This window comes from Aurantimonas litoralis (genome assembly GCF_026153195.1).
GTDB lineage: Bacteria > Pseudomonadota > Alphaproteobacteria > Rhizobiales > Rhizobiaceae > Aurantimonas > Aurantimonas coralicida.
On record NZ_JAPFBM010000009.1, the window covers coordinates 124757 to 141413 of the forward strand.

16 protein-coding genes and 1 riboswitch are annotated in these 16657 nt (G+C 67.9%); of the genes, 5 read left to right on the forward strand and 11 right to left on the reverse strand.

All coding sequences use genetic code 11. The features are described from left to right. The first annotated feature begins 11 nt into the window (after nt 1–11). The 3 genes from N7I30_RS17445 to derI are packed head-to-tail and all read left to right on the forward strand — an operon-like array spanning nt 12 to nt 2022. Nucleotides 12–782, forward strand: coding sequence for a DeoR/GlpR family DNA-binding transcription regulator (locus N7I30_RS17445; protein WP_498640497.1), 771 nt, complete (start codon nt 12–14; stop codon nt 780–782). Continuing rightward, complete coding sequence (locus tag N7I30_RS17450; RefSeq protein WP_498640499.1) at nt 782–1546, forward strand: triose-phosphate isomerase; 765 nt, start codon at nt 782–784, stop codon at nt 1544–1546. Before N7I30_RS17445 ends, N7I30_RS17450 begins: the two co-directional genes overlap by 1 nt. 14 nt (nt 1547–1560) lie before the next feature. Continuing rightward, complete coding sequence (gene derI / locus N7I30_RS17455; protein WP_498640501.1) at nt 1561–2022, forward strand: D-erythrulose-4-phosphate isomerase; 462 nt, start codon at nt 1561–1563, stop codon at nt 2020–2022. 45 nt (nt 2023–2067) lie between these two features. On the opposite strand, the gene N7I30_RS17460 is transcribed toward derI, so the two are convergent. The 9 genes from N7I30_RS17460 to N7I30_RS17500 all read right to left on the reverse strand — a co-directional run bounded on the left by N7I30_RS17460 (nt 2068) and on the right by N7I30_RS17500 (nt 11573). Next, a complete protein-coding gene (locus tag N7I30_RS17460; RefSeq protein ID WP_498640503.1) occupies nt 2068–3813 on the reverse strand; it encodes a glycerol-3-phosphate dehydrogenase/oxidase in 1746 nt (581 codons plus the stop codon). Between the two features lie 165 nt (nt 3814–3978). Beyond that, complete coding sequence (locus N7I30_RS17465; protein WP_498640505.1) at nt 3979–4440, reverse strand: 6,7-dimethyl-8-ribityllumazine synthase; 462 nt, start codon at nt 4438–4440, stop codon at nt 3979–3981. 84 nt (nt 4441–4524) lie between these two features. Next, nucleotides 4525–4671: riboswitch (FMN riboswitch) on the reverse strand. Between the two features lie 137 nt (nt 4672–4808). Then, the gene (locus tag N7I30_RS17470) at nt 4809–5762 is read right to left on the reverse strand and encodes a carbohydrate kinase family protein (RefSeq protein ID WP_498640506.1); all 954 of its coding nucleotides are present in this window, start codon (nt 5760–5762) and stop codon (nt 4809–4811) included. Nucleotides 5763–5779: 17 nt separating this feature from the next. Beyond that, nucleotides 5780–6841: an ABC transporter ATP-binding protein gene (locus N7I30_RS17475; protein ID WP_498640508.1), complete on the reverse strand. Its 1062-nt coding sequence runs from the start codon at nt 6839–6841 to the stop codon at nt 5780–5782. A 42-nt stretch (nt 6842–6883) separates the two neighbouring features. Further along, nucleotides 6884–7954 carry an ABC transporter ATP-binding protein gene (locus N7I30_RS17480; RefSeq protein ID WP_498640510.1) on the reverse strand — a complete coding sequence of 357 codons (1071 nt, stop codon included), beginning with the start codon at nt 7952–7954 and terminating at the stop codon, nt 6884–6886. 5 nt (nt 7955–7959) lie between these two features. Then, nucleotides 7960–8244 (reverse strand): hypothetical protein, encoded by a 285-nt coding sequence (locus N7I30_RS17485; RefSeq protein WP_024350930.1) that lies wholly within the window; start codon nt 8242–8244, stop codon nt 7960–7962. Nucleotides 8245–8246: 2 nt separating this feature from the next. Continuing rightward, nucleotides 8247–9074: a carbohydrate ABC transporter permease gene (locus N7I30_RS17490; RefSeq protein ID WP_024350929.1), complete on the reverse strand. Its 828-nt coding sequence runs from the start codon at nt 9072–9074 to the stop codon at nt 8247–8249. Next, a complete protein-coding gene (locus N7I30_RS17495) occupies nt 9071–10006 on the reverse strand; it encodes a carbohydrate ABC transporter permease (protein WP_009211305.1) in 936 nt (311 codons plus the stop codon). The genes N7I30_RS17490 and N7I30_RS17495 overlap by 4 nt, the downstream gene beginning before the upstream one ends. 73 nt (nt 10007–10079) lie before the next feature. Continuing rightward, complete coding sequence (locus N7I30_RS17500) at nt 10080–11573, reverse strand: ABC transporter substrate-binding protein (RefSeq protein WP_024350928.1); 1494 nt, start codon at nt 11571–11573, stop codon at nt 10080–10082. A gap of 166 nt (nt 11574–11739) precedes the next feature. On the opposite strand from N7I30_RS17500, the gene N7I30_RS17505 reads away from it, so the two are divergent. Both N7I30_RS17505 and dhaL read left to right on the forward strand, forming a co-directional pair. Beyond that, on the forward strand, nt 11740–13821 hold the full coding sequence (locus N7I30_RS17505) for a bifunctional sugar-binding transcriptional regulator/dihydroxyacetone kinase subunit DhaK (protein WP_498640514.1): 2082 nt from the start codon (nt 11740–11742) through the stop codon (nt 13819–13821). 39 nt (nt 13822–13860) lie between these two features. Continuing rightward, nucleotides 13861–14499: a dihydroxyacetone kinase subunit DhaL gene (gene dhaL / locus N7I30_RS17510; RefSeq protein WP_024350927.1), complete on the forward strand. Its 639-nt coding sequence runs from the start codon at nt 13861–13863 to the stop codon at nt 14497–14499. Between the two features lie 30 nt (nt 14500–14529). Here the strand turns inward: dhaL and N7I30_RS17515 are convergent, their stop codons facing one another. Next, the gene (locus tag N7I30_RS17515; protein WP_475363192.1) at nt 14530–15168 is read right to left on the reverse strand and encodes a response regulator; all 639 of its coding nucleotides are present in this window, start codon (nt 15166–15168) and stop codon (nt 14530–14532) included. After that, nucleotides 15165–16520, reverse strand: coding sequence for an ATP-binding protein (locus N7I30_RS17520; protein WP_228241275.1), 1356 nt, complete (start codon nt 16518–16520; stop codon nt 15165–15167). Before N7I30_RS17520 ends, N7I30_RS17515 begins: the two co-directional genes overlap by 4 nt. Between the last annotated feature and the right edge of the window lie 137 nt (nt 16521–16657).

The window sequence follows — 16657 nt, forward strand, 5'->3', positions numbered from 1 at the left end:
GTCAGGTCATCGTGAAACGGGACGATCGCAGGCGCGGCATCGTCGATATCCTCGTCGAGGAAGGCGCGGCGACGCTGGATCGCCTGGCGCTGCATTTCGGCGTCTCGAAGATGACCATCCACCGCGATCTCGACGAGCTGGAGGCTGACGGTCTCCTGCGCCGCACCCGCGGCGGCGCGACGATCGAGGCCAGCGGCCAGTTCGAGAGCGATTTCCGCTACCGGGCGCGCATGGCCGCGGCGGAGAAGCAAGCGATCGCGGCACGGGCGGCAGATTTCGTCCAGCCCGGCATGTGCGTCATGGTCGACGACGGCTCGACGGCGGGAAGCCTGGTGCCGTTCCTGCGCGAGAAGCGCCCGCTGATCGTGGTCACCAACAACATGGCGGTGATCAGCGGCCTTGCCGGCGAGGCAGGGATCGAACTGATTGCGCTCGGCGGGAATTATTCGAAGAAGTTCAACGGCTTCTTCGGCGTGGTGACGGAGACGGCGCTGGCCTCGCTGCGGGCCGACGTGGTGCTGCTGTCGAGCTCCTCGATCGAGGGCCGGACGGCGTTCCATCAGGACCAGGAGGTGCTGGCGGTCAAGCGGCGGATGATCGCCTCGTCGGCTGAGAGCTATTTGATGGTCGATCATTTCAAGTTCGGGCGTACCGCCCTGCATCTCTTCACCGATCTCGGCGTCTTCGACGGGGTGGTGACGTCGCAGGCCCTGCCCCGCGAACAGGCCGCCGCGCTCGAAGAGGACGGCATTCGATTGTATCTGGCAGAGGACGACGCGTGATGGCCGAAGCACCGCATTTCTGGATCGGCACGAGCTGGAAGATGAACAAGACGCTGGGCGCGGCACGGCATTTCGCCGAACAGCTCGCACAGGCGCCCGGCGACGATCGCATCCAGCGTTTCGTCATTCCGCCCTTCACCGCTGTGCGCGAGGTGAAGACGATTCTCGCCGGCACCGACGTCAAGGTCGGCGCCCAGAACATGCATTGGGCGGACGAGGGCGCCTGGACCGGCGAGATCTCCGCGCCGATGCTCACCGATTGCGGGGCCGACATGGTCGAGCTCGGCCATTCGGAGCGCCGGGCGCATTTCGGCGAGACCGACGAGACGGTCGGGCTGAAGACCGAGGCCGCCATCCGCCATAGCCTGATCCCGCTGATCTGCATCGGCGAGAGCGCGGAGGACAAGGCCTCGGGCCGTGCCGACGCAGTGCTGCGGCGCGAGGTCGAGGGCGCCCTGTCAAAGCTCTCCGAGGATCAGAAGGCCGCCCCGATCCTCTTCGCCTACGAGCCGGTCTGGGCGATCGGCGAGGGCGGTACGCCCGCCGCGCCCGACTATGCCGACGAACGCCAGGCGCGCATCATCGCGGCGACCGAGGAGATCACCGGACGCCGGCTGCCGTGCCTCTACGGCGGTAGCGTCAATCCCGGCAATTGCGCCGAACTCATCGCCTGTCCCCATATCGACGGGCTGTTCATCGGGCGGTCGGCCTGGAACGTCGAGGGTTATCTCGACATCCTATCCCGCTGCGCCGCCACCATCTGAAGAAAGGACGTCCCATGAAACTCGCGATCGCCGGCGACAGCGCCGGAGCCCCCCTCGCCAAGGTCCTTGCCGAGCATCTGACCGGCAAGGCCGGCCTCGAGGTCTCCGAGGTCAGCAATCCGCCCGAAGGCGCCGAGAAGTTCTATGCCGACCTGTCCGACCGGGTTGCCAGCGGCATTCTGGACGGCACCTACGACCGCGCCATCCTGTGCTGCGGCACCGGCATCGGCGTCTGCCTGTCGGCCAACAAGGTGCCCGGCATCCGCGCCGCCCAGACCCACGACACCTATTCGGCCGAACGCGCGGCCCTGTCCAACAACGCCCAGATCATCACCATGGGCGCCCGCGTGGTCGGCTCCGAGCTCGCCAAGAGCATCGCCGAGGCGTATCTGGCCTGCGAATTCGACCCCAACGGCCGCTCGGCCGACAATGTGAAGGCGATCGACGCCCTCGACGCCAAATATCACGGCGCCTGATCGGCTCGACCTGCGCGGCGCGTCCCGGATGCGCCGCGCAAATCCTCAGATCCGCATGCGGCGCGTGTCGCGGAGCAGCGCCGTCACCGCCTCGATCTCCGCCGCCCGCCGTTCCGGCGACCATTTCAGCGCGCTCGCCGCGACGATGGCGACGGCCTCGATGTCGCGCGCCGTGAACAGGCCGGCGACACCGAGATTCAGGCGCCGCAGGACGATGTCCTCCAGCCGCACCACATCCTCGTTGCGGGCGATCCAGTCGATTTCGCGAAGGCTCACCGAGCGGGCATCCGGCAGCCGGTCGGCATCGACATGATCGCAGATGTGATGGGCGATTGAGAGGGCCGTCGTGCCGTAGCGCTCAAGCAGGGTCTCCAGCCGCGGTTCGTCGAGCCATGTCGCCACCGAGGCCTCGGCGAGCCACACCGACCGCGCCAGGGGATTGCCCGGATAGTTGCGGCCGCCGCCGATCGCCATGTGCTCGGTCGACTGGACCCGGCTGCGCTGCAGACGCCGAAGGATCGCGTCGGTCGCGGTTTCGGCGAACTGGCGATAGGTGGTGAACCGACCGCCGACCAGCGACAGGATCGGGAAGGGCCGGTCCTCGTCGGCCTCCATGACGGGGATCGACCCGGCAGGGCGCGGCGTTCGGCCGGTCGCCTCGTCCGGCGCCGGCGACGGAACGGTCCTTGCATAGGTGCAGACCACCTGATCGGCCGCAAAGTCGAGATCCGGCAGGACGGCACGCAGGGCATCGAGCAGCGCCGCGATGTCCTCGTCCGGGCAACGCGCCTCGTCCGGATCGTCGGTGGGGGCGTCCGTCGCCCCGACGAGCACCCGGCCGAGATAGTCCTGCGCGGTCAGGACCCGGCCATCGCCCGCCATCTCGAAGCGCAGCACCCGGCCATCGAGCTGGCGGCGCAGCGCCTCGTGGTCGAGCAGGATGTGGCTCTGCCGTCGCCCGGCGACTTGGGCCTGGGGCGCGCCGAGAGCGGCGTTGACCTCGTCGATCCAGGGACCCGCGGCATTGACCACCAGCGTTGGGCGCACGACGAAATCCGTGCCGTCCTCGCTCTCGAAGGAGAGATTTCCGCCAAGGCAGGAGACGAGGCTCGTCCAGTTGGCGGCCCGGGACTCGGGACAGGCGTCCAGCCCGTCCTTCACCAGCTCGTAGACCAGCCGCTCGGGCGCCGTAATTCGCGCGTCCTGGTAGAGGCCGGCGGCGACGACGCCCGTCGCCAGCTCGGGACACGTCGCCCCTGCCGCCTGCCGGCTCAGAAGCTGATGGCGCGGCGTGTCGACGGGCGCGGCGGCAGAACGATCGTGAAGGGCTAGGCCGAGCCGGGCGAGGATCGCACCGCGTTGGCGCGGGACCGTGGGCGTGCCGAGAAGCGTCGCCAGCGCCGCACCCAGTCCGCCAAGCCAGGAGAAGACCGGAAACAGCACCGGCAGCATGTGGACGTAATGCGGAGCGTTCTTCAGGAGGCGGTTGCGCTCGGTGGCGGCCTGTCTGGCGCCGGCGAGATCGCCGATCTCCAGCTCGGCGAGCCCGCCCTCGATCAGCCGCGCGCCGGCCGCGCTGGCGCCACCGCCGAAATCGCCCCGATCCACGATCAGGCAACCGACGCCTTGCGCGCAGAGATCGCGGAAGAGCCCGGCGCCGTTCACCCCGGCGCCGAGAATGACGACATCCACGGGATCGCCTTCGACGAGGGGTGGCAGGTCGAAGGGGAACGCAGCGTCGAGATCGTCCGGGGCCTCGGGCGCGTCGGCCGGAAAGTCCGTGGCATTCATTCCTGCGTCCGATCCCCCTGTGCCGCCCATGTGTGACCCGCCGCCCCGCATGCGGCGGGGCCGTGACAGCGTAGCCACGCCGGCGCGCCGACTGCAATCGTCTGCGCGCCCTGGGTCGCGCCTTCCGGTCGCACGATCATCGTCCGAGGCCGGACGTCGCCCCGATCAGGCGACGCGGTGGATGGCGGCGGCAGGCTTCTCGATCGACTGGCGCGTCTTGACGATCATCAGCGCCGCCTCGGCCGCCTCGCGGCCCTTGGTGACGAAGTGCTCGCGGAAGATCGCCTCGTGATGGACGGTCTCCTGGTAGTGATGCGGCGTCAGCGACACCGACAGGACCGGCACGCCGCTGTCGAGGCCGGCGCGCATCAGCCCGTCGACCACGGCCTGGGCGACGAAGTCATGCCGGTAGATGCCGCCATCGACGACGAGGGCCGCGGCGGCGACCGCCTTGTAGCGACCGGTCATCGCGAGATCGCGGGCCATCAGCGGCATCTCGAAAGCGCCGGGCACGTCGAAGACGTCGACCTGGTCGGCCGGAATGATCTGGGTGAAGCCTTCGAGGGCGCGCGACACGATGTCGGCATGCCAGTTGGCCTTGATGAATGCGTATCGGGTGGGTGCCATGGTGTGATCTCCTTCGCAACGGACACGTCACCCAAGGCGATCACGGACGCGGATACGCGAGGGCTGTCGCCCGGCGCGCATTGCGTACGTTCTCTCTCATCCGGACTGTGACCGTCGGCTCAGGCATCGCACCTGATCTGCTGACCCCTTCGAAGCCGAAGGGCGCTCGCGGGCTCGCGGCAACCGCCGCATACCGCCGGTGGGGACTTTCACCCCGCCCTGAGAACAGGTGGAGATAAAGCACCGCCGACGCGCGCGTGCAAGCCGCATGGCGCGGGAACGGGCGGGGCGACAGGTCTGATATTGCGCGCCGCGATCATCATGGCGGGCCGAGCCGCGCCGCGATGGCGCCGGCCTTTTTCGGGCGATCAGCCCTTGCGGCGCCCCGCCTGCAACGCCGCGACGCGTTCCTTCGTATGGTTGAAGGACACGACGCCGGCATCCGAGCCGAGGCCGCTGGCCACCAGCGCCGCAACCCCCTGGGCGAAATCGATGGCGGCTTCCGGGTCCATCCGGTGGGTCAGCGCGGTGATGAAGCCGGCGTCGAAGGCATCGCCGCAGCCGGTCGTGTCGACCACGTCGATGTCGTAGGCCGGCACATGCAGGCGCGTGCCGTCGGCGGCGGCGTAATAGGCGCCCTCGCCGCCGAGGGTGAAGACGCAGGTTTGCGCGCCCCGGTCGAGATAGAAGGCGGCGCAGTCGGCCGGCGTCGTCTGGCCCGACATGTCGCGGGCCTCCTCGATCGAGGGCATGAAATAGTCGATGGCCGGTAACAGCGGCAGCACCAGACCGGCGGTCTGCGCACTGGCGGCGATGAGGTCGAAGGTCACCGTGCAGCCACGGCGCTTGGCTTCTTCAAGCAGCAGCCGGCTGCGTTCGCCGTCGAGGGTCTTCAGGAGGCCGGTGCCGCCCAGATGCAGGATCGGCGCGTCGAAGATCTGGTCGTAGAGGCGCGGCGGAACGTCGAAATGGTCCGAGGCGCCGCGCATGTGCAGGGCCGGGCGTTCGCCGTTCGGCCGAATGTTCAGGATCGTTGCCGAGGTCGGAATGCCGTCGAGCCGCTGCATGGCGGAGATGTCGATGCCGAGCCGGTCCATCGCGCCGAGGACGAAATCGGCCTTCTCGTCATTGCCGACGGCGCCGACGGCCAGGCTGTTCAGGCCGAGCTTGGCGGTGTTGACCACTACGCCCCCGGCGGTGCCGGCGACGGTCAGGCGGATCTCGTCGATGAACTCGACATTGCCGCGATCCGGGATGCGGCTGACGGGGCGGCCGAGAATGTCGAGGATGTAGAGCCCGACGACGGAGACATCGTAGCGCATGGTCGTCCCTTCCCCTGTCAGGAGACGCGGTTGCCGTCGGCAAACAGCATCAGCCGGTCGCGCGGCACCGACAGATGCACGGCGCCGCCGAGCGCCGCCGGCGGCCGGCCGTCGGTGTTCACCTTCACCACGGTCTCGCCGATCTTCGCCTTGGTCAGGTAGCGGCCGGCAATGCCGATCGCCTGGTCGACGAGGATGGCGCCGACGCTGCCTTCGGTCGGCGCGCCGGTCATGCGCACCAGTTCCGGCCGGATGCCGAGGGTGAGCTGGCCGCGCGGCGGGCTGGCCGGGGCCGGCAGCGGTTCGGAGAGGATCGGCGCGTGGATGCCGCGGCTGTCGAGTTCGGCGGGAATGAAGTTCATGCCGGGATTGCCGAGGAACCAGCCGCCGAACTCGGTGGTGGGCTGGCCATAGAGCATCTGCGGGCGGTCGTACTGCATGATCCGGCCGTCCTTCATCAGGGCGATCCGGTCGGCCAGCGTCATCGCCTCGGTCTGGTCGTGGGTCACGTAGACGATGGTCTGCTTCAGCCGCTTGGTGACCCGCTTGAAGGCGCGGATGAGCTGCAGCTTGGCGTTGACCTCGACATTGGTGGTCGGCTCGTCGAACAGGACGATCTCGGACTGGCGGGCCACGGCCCGGCCGACGGCGACCTTCTGGCGGCTGCCGGCGTCGAGCTGCTCGATGAAGGCGCCGGCCAGCGGCCGCAGGTCGAGGACGTCCAGCACCTCGTCGACGCGGCGCTTGCGCTCGGCAGTCGAGACGCTGCGGTCGTGGCGCATCGGCAGTTCCAGGTTCTCGGCCACCGACAGGGTCGGGTACATGACCGGATACTGGAAGACCATTCCGACATTGCGCTTGCGCGGCGGCAGGCGGGTCACGTCGCGCCCGCCGAAGAGGACGCGGCCCTCGCTCGGGCGCTCCAGCCCCGCCAGCATGCGCATCAGCGTGGTCTTGCCGCAGCCGGAGGGCCCGAGCAGGCAGGCGACCTCGCCGTCGGCGAAGGTCATGTGGACGTCGTCGACGGCGGTGAAGCTGCCGAAGCGCTTGGTGACGTGCTCGATGACGATTTCAGCCATGGATGTTCTGTCCTGCTCGAACGCGTTGGGCCTGCGACACGGTCATCGCGAACCTGCCAGACGCTGCCCGCTGGTGCCGTCGAACAGCAGGATGTCGGCCGGGTCGATCCGCACGCCGACCGTGCTGTCGAATTCGGGCGGGGCGCGATCGAACAGCGGGATCGCGCTGGTCAGAGAGTGGCCGTCGAGATCGAGATAGACCACCGCCTCGCCGCCGAGATTTTCCACCAGCGTCACCCGCGCCTGCATCGCGCCGGCGGTGTCGACCTCCGGGTTCAGCCGCACATGCTCCGGCCGGATGCCGGCGATCACGGCGCTGCCCTCGGCGAGGCCGGTGGCGGGATGGCGCAGCGGCCCGGCCGTGACCGTGCCGTCGGCAACGCTGCCGGAATAGAGATTGGCGTTGGGAAAGCCGATGAGGTCCAGCGAGCGGGCCTGGGACGGCTGGTGATAGACCGCGGTCACCTCGCCGTCCTGGATCACCCGGCCCTGGTCGAGGACGGCCAGCCGTTGCGCCATGGTCAGCGCCTCCAGCGAATCCGACGTGGCATAGAGGAAGGTGGCGTTCAGCTCCTCGCGCAGCGATTTCAGCTCGTCCATCAGCCGTTCGCGCAATTTGTAGTCGAGGCCGACCAGCGGATCGTCGAGGACGAAGATCTGGGCGTCCTTCAACAGGCCGCGCGCCACGGCGACGCGCTGCTTCTCGCCGCCCGAGAGCTGGTCCGGCGTCTTGGCGAGGAGATGCGTGATCGACAGGATGCCGGCAGTGCGGTCGACCCGGGCCGCGATCTCGTCCTTGGGAAAGCGCGCCAGCGTCAGCGGATAGGCCATGTTCTGGGCCACCGTCTGGTGCGGGTAGAGCGCGAAGTTCTGCGGCACGTAGCCGATCGGCCGCTCGGCCGGCGGGTCGCCGACGATGTCGCGGCCCGACAGAAGGATCTGCCCGGCATCGGGCTTTTCCAGCCCGACGAGAATGCGGAACAGGGTCGACTTGCCGGATTGGGGCGGGCCGCACAGGACGGTGAAGCTCTGCGGCGCGACATCGAGGGTCAGCGCGTCGAGAGCGACGGTCTTGCCGTAGCTCTTGGTGATGCCTTGGAACTGCAGCGACATGGAGATCAGCGACCGAGTTGCGAGAATGTCGGGACCATCAGGATGCCGACCGAGAACACGGCCGCGATGACCAGAAGGACCTTGAGGATGAAGAACAGGCTGGCCCCGGCCGAGGCGTCCTTGCGTAGATTGCCGACGGCGATCTGCAGCAGGGTGGAGGCGACCAGCACGCACAGGCCGACCTTGTAGACCATCAGATTGTAGCGCTGGGCGATCATCAGGATGCCGGCGAGAAGGCCGAAGATCAGGATCGTCTCCAGCCGTTCGGGAAAGGTGCGGGTGGCTTTCATGGTCAGACCTCTCCCCGCACGGTGCCGAAGGTCATCCCGACCAGCAGATATTTCTGGAAGATGTAGATGAAGACCACCGGCACGATGATGTAGACCGAGGTCATGGTGGAGATGAACGTCCAGTTGACGCCGCCGTCGGAATAGGTACCGACCGACAGGGCGTAGGGAATGTTCTGGGTATTCACGCCGCCGATGATGAAGTTGAAGAGATATTCGTTCCACACGAAGATCAGGTTGAAGATGAAGGCGGCGATCAGGCCGGGCCGGACCTGCGGCATCACCACCTTAAAGATCACGTGGAACCACGAGCCGCCATTGACGATGCCGGTCTCGTCGAAGCGGGTCGACACACCATCGAGAAAGCCCTTCAGGATCCACACCGAGAAGGGGATCGAGAACATCGCGTAGAACAGCATCAGCCAGAGATGCGAATCCTTCCAGCCGAAGGCGACATACATCAGGAACACCGGCAGGATCACCGCCGGCCCCGGCAGCATGCGGATCGACAGGAGCAGGAACATCAGGAAGTCGGTGCCCTTCGGCCGGAACCGCGAGAAGCAGAAGGCGGCCAGGAAGGACACGACGACGGCGATCAGCACGGCGCCGATCGACAGCACCACCGAATTGGCGATCTGCAGGAAGATCTCGCCGCGGTTGAACAGGTCGACGTAATTGTCGAGCGTCGGCTTGAAGAACAGCTTCGGCGGCACCGCCAGGATGTCGCTGCGGGTCTTGAAGGACGACATGACGATCCAGGCGATCGGCGCGAAGAAGATCAGCGCGATCAGCCAAAGGGCGGCGTAGTACAGCCATTCGCGCAGGCGGCTCATGCTCCGTTCTCCCGGCGGCGACGCAGGCTGAGGACGAAGATGAAGGCGCTGGTCATGGCGATCGATATCAGGAGGAGAAGGACGGCATAGGCCGACGACCAGCCCATGTTGAAGCTTTCGAAGGCCTGCTTGTTCAGCTCCAGCGCCACCAGCCGCGTGGTCTGGCCCGGCCCGCCCTTGGTCATCGGGATAATCAGGTCGAGCGTCTTGAAGCTGTCGATGGTGCGCAGGAGGATGCCGAGCATCATGATGAACTTGCCATGGTGCCAGATGACCAGGGTCAGGCGCCGCAGGAACGGCACGCGGTCGATCTCGGCGGCTTCCAGTTCGGCCTTCGGCACCGAGCCGAGCGCGGCCAGCGTCATCAGCGTCATGAACGGCGTCCACATCCAGCAATCCACCGCCAGCACCGCCCAGAAGGCGAGCTCGGGATTGCCGAGGAAGTCGATCGGCCCGCTGTCGAACAGCGCCCGGCCGAGATAGTTCAAGACGCCGAAGGTCGGGTCGTAGATGAAGCGGAAGAAGGTGCCCGAGGCCACCGGCGTCAGTACCATCGGCGCGAACAGGAGGGTCAGGGCGATGCGCCGGCCCGGCATGTCCTTCGACCCCCAGAACAGGAAGCCCAGCATCGCGCCGAGAAGGGTCTGGATGGTGACGCCGCACAGGACGAAGGTGAAGGTCCGCGACAGGTCGAACCAGATGCCGTTCTTGCTGGCGAGGATGGCGAAGAAATTGCGGAAGCCGACGAAGTCCGGCGGCATGCCGCTGGTCAGCGAGAAATTGTAGAAGGACAGGCCGAGCAGCCACAGCGTCGGGATCGTGTTGAACACGATGAAGAAGATCATCACCGGCGCCAGCAGCGTGAGGATCAGCGTGGCGCGGTTGTCGAACAGGCGGGCAAAGGGCCGCCGACGCTGCTGGACGGGGGGCATTATCGGGCCTCGATCTTGGGACTGGATGGCCGGACGCGGAAGGGCTCCGCGTCCGGCCGATCGGTGGACCTGCTTACAGCGAGGTCATCGCGCAGCTGTCGGACGGCGCTTCTTTCGCCGTGCCGGAATCGTAGAGGATCTGCTGCTGGGCGCAGGCGATGTAGTCCATCACCGCCTGGGCGTCCGTCGACTGGCCGGTCACGAAGGAGGAATAGCCCTCCTGCTGGACCGACAGCATTTCCGAATATTTCGGGTCATGCCAGAAGTCCTGCGAGCGACCGTCCTCGAGCATGAACTTGTAGGTGCGGTTCCACGGGTTGATGTCGTCGAAATCGTCCCGCGACAGGGTCGCCTTGTCGCACGGGTTGCCGCCGCGCTTGGCGAATTCCAGTGCCGTCTCGGGCTGGTACCACCAGTTCATGAAGTCGATGGCGACGCGCATCTTCTGCTCGTCGTTGAAGGCGTTGATCACCCAGGGCTGGCCGCCCATGGAGTAGATCCGCTTGGGCTCGGCGCCCGGCGCCTGATGCTTGGGCGGCGGCACGACCAGCACCTTGCCCTGCAGTTCCTCGGTGATCATCGCCGGGCCGACGGCGGCCCACTGGATGGTCGCGAAGACCTTGCCCTGGGTGAAGACGTCGATGCCCTCGGCGATGCCGATATTGGTGGCGCCCGGCGGGCAGTATTTCAGCCAGCGCTTGTACTCTTCCAGCGAGGCCGCGTTCTCCGGCGTGTTGAGGACGCCCTCGACCTGGCCGGTCTCGGCATTCCACAATTCGCCGCCGCGGCTCCACAGGAAGTTGTTGAAGGCGCAGGTCGCAAAGTCGTAGACGCGGCTGTACTGCTGGGCAAAGCCCCAGCGCTGCTCGTCCGGCCGGGTGAAGAAGTCGGCGACCTTCTCGAACTCGTCCATCGTCAGGTTCTCGAAGTCCTCGAAGGTCGAGGGCAGCTCGACATCGTACTTCGCCTTGAACGCCTCGCGCTCCTTCGGGTCGTCGAGCCAGTCCTTGCGCACGAACAGGGCCTCGACGTCGCCCTCCTGGGGCAGGCCCCAGATGTTCTGGCTGCCGTCGGGATAGGTCATGTAGGTGTCGACGACGGTCTTCGAGTACCAGTCGATGTCGAGCGCCGGGTTCTGCGCGATGACGTCGTTCAGCTGCAGGATCCAGCCCGGCTGGGCGAGCGCGCCGAGCCACTGGCTGTCGGAAATGATGATGTTGAATTCCTGGCTGCGCGTGACCAGCGAGGTCGCGGCCTTCTGGAACAGGTCGGCGAAGGGCGCTTCCTGGAAGTTGAAGGAGACGTCGTAGCCGTATTTCTCCTTCACATATTCGGCGAAGAGCGGCGACATCTTCACGCCCAGCGACGACGGCACCCAGCCGGCGATGCCGAGAATGTTCATCTCGATCGACTGGCCTGCGAGCGGATGGCTCTCCTGGGCGTGCAGCCGGTTGATGAAGGGAGCGCCGAGGACGGTCGACAGCCCGAGGGCGGCGCCGCCTTTCAGAAGGCTGCGGCGCGGGACCATCAGTCCGGAGCCGGCCCGTTTGTCGAATGAATTCGTCATGCCTGTTTCCTCCCAGTTGCAATAGTGGCCGCCGGCGGCCCGTGGCGTTCCGGCGCTGCTGTGCAACCGCGTGGCATCGACGGCTGAATCCCTCCCAGGACCGTCGGATCGCGATTGGCAAACCCTATTGGCGACAATATTCAAATCCTATAAGACAAATGTCAAGATGGCTTCCTTGAACACCTCCACAGCGCGCAAGAGCGCCTCCGGCCGGCCCACTGCCGGCGCCACCCCGGTCCCGCTGCCGTTCCGCGACGATCCGCTGCTGTGGGCCGGCTGGCTCTATGCCCGCGACGGCATGACCCAGAACGAGATCGCCAAGGCGATGGGCGTCTCGCGAGCCACCGTGAACGGCTATCTGGCCGAGGCGCGCACCCGCGGTATCGTCACCCTGTCGATGGAGACGCCGCGGCTCAGCGAGCTGATGATCGCCCAGGCGATGAAGGACCGCTTCAATCTCAGCGACTGCATCGTCATTCCCAGCGCCGAGACCGATCAGGGCCTCGACGAGCGGCTGGGCGAGACCGGCGCGCGGGTGCTGCAGCGGCTGATCCGGCCCGGCGACACGCTGGGCATCGCCTGGGGCCGCACGATGATCGCGCTGGCGCGGCGCATGGGGCCGGGCCGGGTTCCGGACCTGTCGGTGATCCAGCTCACCGGCGGCACCTCGGCGCCGGTGGATTTCACCCCCGAACTCTGCGCCTCGCAGCTGGCGACGGCGCTCGGCGCCCGCTCGATCAACATCACCGCGCCGGCGGTCGTCTCCAGCGCCGCGGTCCGCGACGTGCTGATGGACGAGCCGCAGCTGCGCGAGCAGTTCGACATGGCGCGGCGGGCCGACAAGGTGGTCTTCGGCATCTGCTCGACCCGGCCCGACAGCACGATCCACGCCAGCGGGCTGGTGCGCCAGGAGGAACTGGCGCATCCGGCCTTTCACCGGGCGACGGCGGTCGTCGCCGGGCGCTTCATCGACGATCGCGGCGTGCCGGTGCGCGCGCCGCTGGATGCGCGCACCATCGGGCTGACGCTGGAGGAGATCAGCGCGATCAAGGTGCGCATCGCCGTGGCCGGCGGCGCACGCAAGGTGCCGGCCATCCTGGCGGCCCTGCGCGGGGGCTATGCGAATATCCTGATCACCGACGCGGCCACGGCGCACAGCATTCTGCAGGCGGAGGGGGTGCCCGAGTCGCTCGGCGCCCTGCGAGGAACCAGACGCACACAGCTACAGGGAGGCAATCCAGTGAAGACCAAGAAGCTCATCAACGACCCGAAGAACATCATCGAGGAGATGCTGGACGGGATCGTGAAGGCGCATCCCAACCATGTGCGCCAGCTCGAACACAGTCCGCGCTCGGTGATCGCCGTCGACGGCCCGCGCAAGGACAAGGTGGCGATCGTCATCGGCGGCGGCTCGGGCCACGAGCCGTCCTTCGTCGGCTTCGTCGGCAAGGGCATCGCCGATGCCTGCGCCATCGGCAACGTCTTCGCCTCGCCGCCGCCGGACCCGATCCTGGAATGCACCAAGGCCGTCGATGGCGGCGCCGGCGTCCTCTACATGTACGGCAACTACGCCGGCGACGTGATGAATTTCGACATGGCGGCCGAGATGGCGGCGATGGAGGACATCGAGGTCCGCACGGTGCTCTCCACCGACGACGTCGCCTCGGCGCCGCTCGACCAGAAGGAGAAGCGCCGCGGCGTCGCCGGCAATTTCTTCATCTTCAAGATCGCCGGCGCGGCCGCCGATCACATGTGGTCACTGGACGAGTGCGAGCGCGTCGCTCGCAAGGCCAACGACCACACCTTCACCGTCGGCGTGGCGCTGGCGCCGTGCTCGCTGCCCCAGACCCTGCGGCACAATTTCGAGATCGGCCCGGACGAGATGGAAATCGGCATGGGCATCCATGGCGAGCCGGGCGTGACGCGCGAGCCGCTGCGCACCGCCGACGACGTGACCGACGACATGCTGGAACGGATCTTCGCCGAGATGCCGGCCAGGAAGGGCTCGAAGGTCGCGGTGCTGATCAACTCGCTCGGCTCGACGCCGCTGATGGAGCTCTACGTGATCAACCGGCGGGTGCACGAGCGGCTCGAGCGCAAGGGCATCGACGTGCACGCCACCTGGGTCGGCACCTATTGCTCGTCGCTTGAAATGGCCGGCATGTCGGTGACGCTGATCCTGCTCGACGACGAGCTGACCGAGCTCCTCGACCACCCTTGCGATTGTGCGATGTTCCGTGCTGGCTAAGCCTCGCCGGACCCCGCCAACCCGATACGGACCATGCCCATGACCATCACCACCCAGCATCTCGTCGCGATGTTCGTCGCGATCGCCGATGCCATCGAGGAACACAAGGACCATCTGTCGGAGCTGGACGGCGTCATCGGCGATGCCGACCACGGCGTCACCATGGGGATCGGCTTCACCGCCGTCCGCGAGGCGCTGGGCCAGCTCGACACCGCCGAGAACGAGCCGGCCGTCGTCTTCAACACCGCCGCCAAGACCTTCCTCAACGCCGTCGGCGCGTCCTCCGGGCCGCTCTATGCCACCGCCTTCATGCGGGCCGGCGCGGCAGCCAAGGGCAAGCCGGAGCTCGACCGTGACGCCATGGTCGAGGCGTTCTGCGCCATGGCCAAGGGGATCCAGGATCGCGGCAAGGCGGAGCGGGGCGACAAGACCATGGTCGATGCCTGGCTGCCGGCGGCCGAGGCGATCGGCGAGGCGGCGGGGCGCGGCGACGATCTGGCCGCCTGCTTCCAGGCGGCCGCCCGGGCCGCCGAGGAGGGCGCCGAGGCGACCAAGGCGATGCGGGCTTCCAAGGGCCGCGCCGCCCGGCTCGGCGATCGTTCGCTCGGCCATATCGACCCCGGCGCCGCCTCGACGGCGCTGATCGTCGGCGTCATGGCGACGCAACTGACCGGCTGAGCCCGGCTTTCCGGCGATCGGGGTTCCACGCTAGCGGCGGACCAGCCCGGCCTCGATCGCCACCCAGACCAGATGGGCGTCGGTGCGCGCGCCGAGCTTGGCCTTGATCTGGTAGTGGTTGTTCTGGACCGTCTTGACGCTAAGGCACAGCCCCGCGGCGATCTCGTCGGAAGTCATGCCCGAGGCGAGCATGCGCAGGATCTCGGTCTCGCGCGGGCTGAGATCGGCGATCGCCGTCGCGCGGCCCTCGACCCGTTCCTCGGCGATCTCCTGAGCGATGTCCGGGCTCATCGCCCGCCGGCCGGCGAGGATCGCCTCGATGGCCTGCACCAGTTCGGCCGGATCGCTGCTCTTCGTCACATAGCCGGACGCGCCGGCCTCGAAGGCCTTCAGCGCGAAGGCCGCGCCCTGGTGCATGGTGAAGATCAGGATGCGGGCGCCGCCGTCCCATTGCCGGATGTGCCGCGTCGCCTCGATCCCGCCGGGGCCCGGCAGCGTCAGGTCCATCACCACGATGTCGGGCGTCGTCTCGCGGTAGAGGCGATAGGCCTCGCCGGCATCGGCCGCTTCGGCGACCACCGCATAGCCCGGCCGCCGCTCGATCAGCCGGCGATAGCCCTCGCGCACGATCGGATGGTCGTCGACCAGCATGATCCGAGCGGCGCTCATGGCCGCAGCGCCCCGGTGGGAATGGTCGCGGCCACGCGGATGCCGCCCTGCGCCTCGCCGATGGAGAGCGTGCCGCCCAGCGCCGCGATGCGCTCGCGGATGCCGGCGATGCCGAAGCCGGTGCCCCGCTCCAGCGCCTCGGGCCGTCCGCCGCCATCGTCCATGACGGTCAGCTCGACGCCCGGCGCGCCGCCGGCGCTGTCGCGGACGACGCGCACGACGATCCGCCGGGCCGAGCCGTGCCGGGCGGCATTGGTCAGGCATTCCTGCACGATCCGGTAGAGGTTCAGCGCCGCGGCATCGTCGAGGCCGGCGAGGTCGCCCTCGGTTTCCAGGACGAAACGCGTGCGCCCGCCAAGGCTCGCCTCCCAGCCATGCAGCATGGTGCGAAGGCTCGGCTCGAGGCCGAGCTGGTCGAGGTCGGGCGGCCGAAGCCGGACGAAGGCACCGCGCAGCGTCGCCATCATCCGCTTCACCATGCGGCCGATCGCGCGGGCGTCCTCGGCGATGTCGTCGCGCCCCTGTGGCGAGGCCGCCTCCAGCGACGCGGCCATGGCGCCGGCGGCGGTCAGGCACTGGCCGAACTCGTCGTGCAGTTCGCGGGCCAGCGTCCGGCGCTCGTCCTCCTGCACCTCGAACAGCTTGCGCATCAAGACCGCGCGCTCGGCGGTGGAGCGTTCCAGCCGGCTGGCGAGGCGATTGACGGCGATGGCGAGGCGGCGGAACTCGGCGGTGCGGAAGGAGGGCAGCCGGCTGCCGATGTCGCCCATCTCCAGCCGTTTCAGCCCGTCGACGATCGCCTGCACGGGAAGCAGCGCATGGGCGATGGCAAGGCTCGACAGGGCGATCATCGCGGCCGCCAGCGCCAGGGCAAGCGCCGCGGCGATCCGCACCTGCTGCCAGATCCGCGTGGCCGCGGCGACCGGATCGAAGCTGGTGCGCAGCCGCCGCCCGTCCTCGCCGAAGATGCGCACCTCGCGTTCGACCGCCGCCGGATGCCGGAAGCCCGCGGCCAGCGCCGCGCGGAACCAGCCCGGGGCGACCGAGCCGAAGGCGTTCCAGCCCGAGCACAAGCGGCGCGTCCCGCCGTCGCGCTCGGTGAAGGCGACGCAGGTGCCGGGGGTCATCACCGAGACGATCTCGATGGAGCGCCGGGCGATATGGGTCGATTCCACGCCGCCGCTGCCCAGCATGTAGATGCGTTCGAGCTGGAAGGCGACGCGGGTCTCGGTCGCCTTCAGCTCGGTCCGGATCGCCGCCTGGGTATCGGCGACGACATAGACGATCGCGCCGGCCAGGCACACGCAGGCGACGCCGAAGAGCCGCAGGATCAGCCCCATCATCAGGCTCATGGCGTTCGCTCCCCTGTCGATCCGACGATCAGGCCCAAGCCGGAGCCCCGCCGCAAGGGGGGCGCCGCCGATCGGGCAAATTGCCTGTGTGCGGCCGGGCGTGATGCCCTACCCAAGACCCGATGCATCCGACATAG

Bases quoted from the DNA above. Each gene is read 5' to 3' on its own strand.
- N7I30_RS17480 (WP_498640510.1), bottom strand. From the start codon at position 7,954: ATGTCGCTGCAGTTCCAAGGCATCACCAAGAGCTACGGCAAGACCGTC.
- derI (WP_498640501.1), top strand. From the start codon at position 1,561: ATGAAACTCGCGATCGCCGGCGACAGCGCCGGAGCCCCCCTCGCCAAG.
- N7I30_RS17450 (WP_498640499.1), top strand. From the start codon at position 782: ATGGCCGAAGCACCGCATTTCTGGATCGGCACGAGCTGGAAGATGAAC.
- N7I30_RS17475 (WP_498640508.1), bottom strand. From the start codon at position 6,841: ATGGCTGAAATCGTCATCGAGCACGTCACCAAGCGCTTCGGCAGCTTC.
- N7I30_RS17505 (WP_498640514.1), top strand. From the start codon at position 11,740: ATGGCTTCCTTGAACACCTCCACAGCGCGCAAGAGCGCCTCCGGCCGG.
- N7I30_RS17495 (WP_009211305.1), bottom strand. From the start codon at position 10,006: ATGCCCCCCGTCCAGCAGCGTCGGCGGCCCTTTGCCCGCCTGTTCGAC.
- N7I30_RS17500 (WP_024350928.1), bottom strand. From the start codon at position 11,573: ATGACGAATTCATTCGACAAACGGGCCGGCTCCGGACTGATGGTCCCG.
- N7I30_RS17460 (WP_498640503.1), bottom strand. From the start codon at position 3,813: ATGAATGCCACGGACTTTCCGGCCGACGCGCCCGAGGCCCCGGACGAT.
- N7I30_RS17490 (WP_024350929.1), bottom strand. From the start codon at position 9,074: ATGAGCCGCCTGCGCGAATGGCTGTACTACGCCGCCCTTTGGCTGATC.
- N7I30_RS17515 (WP_475363192.1), bottom strand. From the start codon at position 15,168: ATGAGCGCCGCTCGGATCATGCTGGTCGACGACCATCCGATCGTGCGC.
- N7I30_RS17485 (WP_024350930.1), bottom strand. From the start codon at position 8,244: ATGAAAGCCACCCGCACCTTTCCCGAACGGCTGGAGACGATCCTGATC.
- N7I30_RS17470 (WP_498640506.1), bottom strand. From the start codon at position 5,762: ATGCGCTACGATGTCTCCGTCGTCGGGCTCTACATCCTCGACATTCTC.
- N7I30_RS17520 (WP_228241275.1), bottom strand. From the start codon at position 16,520: ATGAGCCTGATGATGGGGCTGATCCTGCGGCTCTTCGGCGTCGCCTGC.
- dhaL (WP_024350927.1), top strand. From the start codon at position 13,861: ATGACCATCACCACCCAGCATCTCGTCGCGATGTTCGTCGCGATCGCC.
- N7I30_RS17465 (WP_498640505.1), bottom strand. From the start codon at position 4,440: ATGGCACCCACCCGATACGCATTCATCAAGGCCAACTGGCATGCCGAC.